The organism is Flavivirga aquimarina (genome assembly GCF_030540835.1).
Taxonomy (GTDB): Bacteria; Bacteroidota; Bacteroidia; order Flavobacteriales; family Flavobacteriaceae; genus Flavivirga; species Flavivirga aquimarina.
In genome coordinates this window covers 1-363 of sequence record NZ_JAUOEK010000166.1, presented here as the reverse complement: position 1 = coordinate 363, position 363 = coordinate 1, and the positions used below count along the sequence as shown (strand labels likewise).

At 41.3% G+C, this 363-nt stretch carries 1 pseudogene; it reads right to left on the bottom strand.

The window, feature by feature from the left end:
- A pseudogene (locus Q4Q35_RS17485) lies at window positions 1-363 on the bottom strand (transposase); the annotation flags it as partial.

Genomic DNA, 363 nt, shown 5'->3' with positions numbered 1-363 from the left:
TTATTTCTTGTTGGGCCTTGGGCGCTTTATTATGTCTTGATTTCCTTATATCCCTGCCGGTTCTTTATCCATAGCACTGATATGACGGATTTGATGCAAATGAGCTTCTAGATCTTCTTTTGGAACTTTAAGCTCTAAAGTCTCCATCGAAGCATTGGCTTTTACTGGTGCAGAGTCTATGGCCTGGGTGTGACCGCTGACCATTCCCTTTTCTACACACATTGCAAGTACTCTAGTAAAAACGTCTTCAAAGACAGTTTCTGGATATAATTGTCGGGTACGGCTTATCGTAGAGTGCCAGGGCAGTTCCTCATCTATATCATAACCTAAAAAATAGAGTATATCCAAGCGCATACTACTATG